This window comes from Limnoglobus sp. (assembly GCF_059499385.1).
Genome location: NZ_JCABYM010000038.1, coordinates 1 through 4,897, shown reverse-complemented (window position 1 = coordinate 4,897; position 4,897 = coordinate 1). Strand labels below are relative to the sequence as shown.

Sequence of the window (4,897 nt, the reverse complement as noted above, 5' to 3'; positions counted from 1 at the left end):
CGGCGTGATGTGAACACACGTTCACTATCCGGCGCAGTCTAAGATTCGATCCGGGCGGGGGGAAGGGAAAAAGATTTGCAACGTGCGTTGCGGGGGTCAGTAGCTCGTCTTCCCCGCGAGGATCTTCACCAGCACCTTCGGGTCGGCCGGCTTCGTCAGGTGGTGGTCGAACCCGGCCTCCCGCGTTCGGCGGCGGTCCTCGTCCTGGCCGTACCCGGTCAGCGCGATCAACAGCAGTTCCGGGCCGAACGGCTCCGCCCGCAGCGACCGGGCCAGCTCGTACCCGTCCATCCCCGGCAGCCCGATGTCCAGCAGCGCCACCCGCGGTTGGAACGCGCGGGAGACCTCGATCGCCTTCGGGCCGCTGTGCGCCACCACCACCTGGTGGCCGGAGAACTGCAACAACTGGCCGAGGCTCTCGCCGGCGTCCACGTTGTCGTCCACCACGAGGATGCGGTGCCGCGGGCCGTCGGCGAAGTCGGTGCCGTTCTTCGGCCGCGACAGCGCCACCTGGTCGGCCGGCATCTTCGGCAGCCGGACGACGAACTCGCTCCCCTTGCCGACGCCGCCGCTGTGCGCCGCGACCGTGCCGTCGTGCATCTCGACGAGGCTCTTGACGAGCGTGAGGCCGATGCCCAGGCCGCCCTGCGACCGGTCGAGCGTGCGGTCCACCTGCGTGAACAGCTCGAACACCTTCGGCAGCATGTCCGCCGGGATGCCGGTGCCGGTGTCCGTGACGCGGATGACGGCGTCGCCGTTCGGCTCCTCCAGGGCGAGGGTGATGCGGCCGCCCTCCTCCGTGTACTTCGCGGCGTTCGTGAGAAGGTTGCCGACGACCTGGGTGATCCGGGTGGCGTCCGCCCAGACCCAGACCGGGCGGCCCGGCTGGGTGACGATCAGCTTGTGCCGCCGCTCCTCGATGAGCGGCCGGACGGTCTCGACGGCCCGGCCGAGGGCGGCCGTCAGGTCCACCTGGCCCTTGCGGAGTTCGGCCTTGCCGCGGGTGATCCGGGACACGTCGAGGAGGTCGTCCACGAGCCGGGACAGGTGCTGGACCTGGCGGTCCATCATGTCCCGCGTCTTCGCGACGGCGGCCGGCTTGTCGGCGGCCATCTTGAGGATTTGCAGCCCGTTGCGGATCGGGGCGAGCGGGTTGCGGAGTTCGTGGGCGAGCATGGCCAGGAACTCGTCCTTGCGGCGGTCGGCGGCGCGGAGGTCCTCCGCCTGCCGGGCCTGCTCGGCCATGTGGTCGCGGACGAGGTATTGCCGGCGGCGGTCGCGGAGGGCGGCGTGCACGGCGGCGACGAACTCGGCCGGCTCGAGCGGCCGCTTGAGGAGCGTCACGTCGCCGATATCGAGCAGCGTCTGGACGCGGTGGCCGGGCATCCGGCCGGCGGACATGAGGACGAGGACGGGCAGGTTGGACCACGGCGGTTGTTGCCGGAGGGCGGCGGCCAGCCGGTCCCGCCCGCCGTCGAGCAGGGCCTCGGCCGGGACGATGACGGCCCCCGCGCCGGCCGCGACGGCGGCGCACACCTCCGCGACGGACCCGCACAGGTGGCCGCGCAGCCCGGCGTCGGCGAGCAGCCGGCAGCCGGTCTGGCCGTCCTTGGTCGTCGGGGAGAGCAACAGGACGCGTTCATCCACCCCGTCGGGGTCAGCCATTCTCGGCCCCCATCAGCCCGTCGCCCCGGCCGCGGTAGACCGGCACGCCGGTCAGCACGCCCTGAAAGTCCGTCAGCGGCCCGCCGATCCGGACGCCCCCTTCGAGGTTGAGTTCGCGGATCGCCCGCTCGTGCTTGCCGGTCCGCTTCTTCACCACGGCCAGGGCCTGCCGGACCTCGCCCAGTGCCTCGAAGTACCGGAATAGGACGACCGTGTCCGCCAGGTATGTGGTGTCGATCGGGGCCTCCATCGTCCCGAGCATCCCGTGCTGGGCGAGGATCATGAACGTGGCGACGCCCTTGTGCCCCAGGTACGTGAGCAGCTCGTGCAGCTGCACGGTCAGGAACTTCTCCTCCGGCATGGCGTGCAGGTAGCCGTTGAGGCTGTCGATGACGACGACCGTGGCCGGCGGGTGGCCGTCCGTGCCGTCCACGGCCCGCTGGACGGCCGCGACGAACTCGCCCGGCGACAGTTCCGCCGGGTCCACCGGCTGGATCGTGAGCGTCTTCGCCTTCAGCAACGGGGCGAGGTCCAGGCCCAACCCCTCCGCGCGGTGGAGGAGGGTTTCCACCCGCTCGTCGAAGACGAACATCGCCGCCCGCTCCCCGGCCGCGGCGGCGGCACGGGCGAAGCTGATGGCGACGGACGACTTGCCGCTGCCGGCCGGGCCGATGAACAGCGAGCTGGTCCCGTAGTCGATCCCGCCGCCGAGCAGGGCGTCGAGTTCCGGGACGCCGCTGGCGAGGGTCCGCCGCTCGCGGCCCTGGGCGTGCTCGGCCGCGACCAGCCGGGGGAACACGTCCAGCCCGCCGGTGATGACGTTGAAGTCGTGGTAGCCGCCGCGGTACTTCTTGCCGCGGAACTTCAACACCCGCAGCCGCCGCCGCTCGGCCCCGTACTCCGGCGACAGGTGCTCGAGGGACAGGACGCCGTGGGCGACGCTGTGCAGGTGCATGTCGTTGCCGTCGGACGTCTTGTCGTCCAGCAGCAGGACGGTGCAGTCCCGGCCGATGAAGTACTGCTTGAGGGCGAGGACTTGCCGCCGGTAGCGGAGCGGGTTCTGCGCGAGCAGTCGGAGTTCGGACAGGGAATCGACGACGACCCGGCGGGGCTTCAGCCGCTCGACCTCGGCGAGGATGGCCGTCGTCGTCTGGCCGAGTTCGATGTCGGCCGCCTGGAACATGGTGGTCTGGTTGTCCGGCTCCAGTTCCGCCTCGGACGCGACCAGTTCCAGGACGTTGACGCCGTCGAGCGTCCACCCGTGGGACCGGGCGACGGCTTCGAGTTCGACCTTCGTTTCGGAGAGCGTGACGTAGAGCGACACCTCGCCCCGCTTCCGCCCTTCGAGCAGGTACTGGATGGCCAGGGTGGTCTTGCCCGCGCCGGGGTCGCCCTCGACGAGGTACAGGCGGCTGGGGGCGAACCCGCCGACGAGGATGTCGTCCAGGCCAGGGATGCCGGTGGCCGACGGCGGTGCTTTTAGGGAGTTCGGCATGGCTAATGAGGGTGGGGAACCGGGTGCGCACGCGAGTGCGCACAGCCGCGCGACGGGCGTGTCGTGGGCAACGAATCGACGGTCCCTCCGGGAGGAAGGGCGTGGGTCGTTTTCGGCAGCAGTCGTGCAGCAACCCGCGTGCCAGTTTCCGCCGCGGCTCACACCCCGAACTTGATCCCCTGGGCGAGCGGCAGGTCGCGGGAGTAGTTGACCGTGTTCGTCGCCCGCCGCATGTACGCCTTCCATGCGTCCGACCCGGACTCGCGGCCGCCGCCGGTTTCCTTCTCGCCGCCGAACGCGCCGCCGATCTCCGCCCCACTCGTGCCGATGTTCACGTTCGCGATCCCGCAGTCCGACCCGGCCGGCGACAGGAACCACTCCGCCTCCCGCAGGTCGTTCGTCAGAATCGCGGACGCCAACCCCTGCGGGACGCCGTTCTGGATGTCGATGGCTTCGGTCAGGTCCTTATACGGCATCACGTAAAGGATCGGCGCGAACGTTTCTTGCTGAACGATGGGCGAGTACGGGTCGATCTCGACGATGGCCGGGTTGACGTAAACGCCGGCGCGGGGAATCCGCTCGCCGCCGAAGACCGTGCCGCCGCTCGCGCGGGCGGCGTCGAGCGCCTTCTGCATCGCGTCGAACGCCGCCTCGTCGATCAGCGGGCCGACGAGCGTGCCGGCCCCCAGCGGGTTACCGATCCGCAGCTGCGCATACGTGGTTTTCAGCGACGCGACGAGATGCTTGATGATCGACTTGTGAACGATCAGCCGCCGCAGCGTCGTGCAGCGCTGGCCGCACGTCCCGACGGCCGCGAACGTGATCGACCGCACGGCCAGCTCCAGGTCGGCGGACGGGGCGACGATCATCGCGTTGTTGCCGCCGAGTTCCAACAGCGACCGGCCGAGCCGGGCGGCGACCGCCTGCCCGACGGCCCGGCCCATCCGCGTGCTGCCGGTCGCGGACACGAGCGGCAGCTCCGCCGCGGCCGCGACCGCCTCGCCCACGTCCGTCCCGCCGACGATGAGGCTGACGACGCCGTCCGGAATTTCGGGCATCTCGTTCAGCACGTTTATCACGACGGCGTGCGTGGCGAGGGCGCACAGGGGTGTTTTGTGCGACGGCTTCCAGACGATCGGGTCGCCGCAGACGAGGCCGAGCATGGCGTTCCACGCCCACACGGCGACGGGGAAGTTGAACGCGGTGATGACGCCGACCGGCCCGAGCGGGTGCCACTGCTCCATGAGCCGGTGCCGCGGCCGCTCGCTGGCGATGGTGAGGCCGTAGAGCTGCCGGCTGAGGCCGACGGCGAAGTCGCAGATGTCGATCATCTCCTGGACTTCGCCGAGCGCCTCCTGCGTGATCTTGCCGGCCTCCCAACTGACGACCTGCGCGAGTTGCTCCTTCTTCTGGCGGAGCCTCTCCCCGATGCGGCGGACGAACTCGCCGCGGACCGGGGCGGGGACCATCCGCCAATCCTTGAAGGCGGAAGTCGCGGCGGCGAGCAGCGGCTTCAGGTCGGCGGCCGTGGCCTGCGGGAAGGCCGCGAGTTGCGAGCCGTCGATGGGCGTCCGCACGTCGAGCGTCGGGCCGGAGCCGGCGAGCCAGCGGCGGCCGACAGCGACGGGGGACGGCGAGGCGACGCCGAGCGCGGCGAGGGTGGCGTCCAACGGGGTCGGCATGGGTGGGTCTCCAAAACGATGGGCGGTCCAGAGGCTGGCTTTGTTCCCTCCCCCC

The 4,897-nt window shown here is 70.7% G+C and carries 3 protein-coding genes; all 3 read right to left on the bottom strand.

The window, feature by feature from the left end:
• Nucleotides 1-96: 96 nt before the first annotated feature.
• The 3 genes from AC5JJ2_RS06305 to amaB all read right to left on the bottom strand — a co-directional run bounded on the left by AC5JJ2_RS06305 (nucleotide 97) and on the right by amaB (nucleotide 4,842).
• Nucleotides 97-1,665, bottom strand: a complete 1,569-nt coding sequence (locus tag AC5JJ2_RS06305; protein WP_495857118.1) for an ATP-binding response regulator — start codon at nucleotides 1,663-1,665, stop codon at nucleotides 97-99.
• On the bottom strand, nucleotides 1,658-3,160 hold the full coding sequence (locus AC5JJ2_RS06300) for an ATPase domain-containing protein (protein ID WP_495857117.1): 1,503 nt from the start codon (nucleotides 3,158-3,160) through the stop codon (nucleotides 1,658-1,660). Before AC5JJ2_RS06300 ends, AC5JJ2_RS06305 begins: the two co-directional genes overlap by 8 nt.
• A 158-nt stretch (nucleotides 3,161-3,318) precedes the next feature.
• Nucleotides 3,319-4,842 (bottom strand): L-piperidine-6-carboxylate dehydrogenase, encoded by a 1,524-nt coding sequence (amaB, locus tag AC5JJ2_RS06295; protein WP_495857116.1) that lies wholly within the window; start codon nucleotides 4,840-4,842, stop codon nucleotides 3,319-3,321.
• Nucleotides 4,843-4,897: the final 55 nt, after the last annotated feature.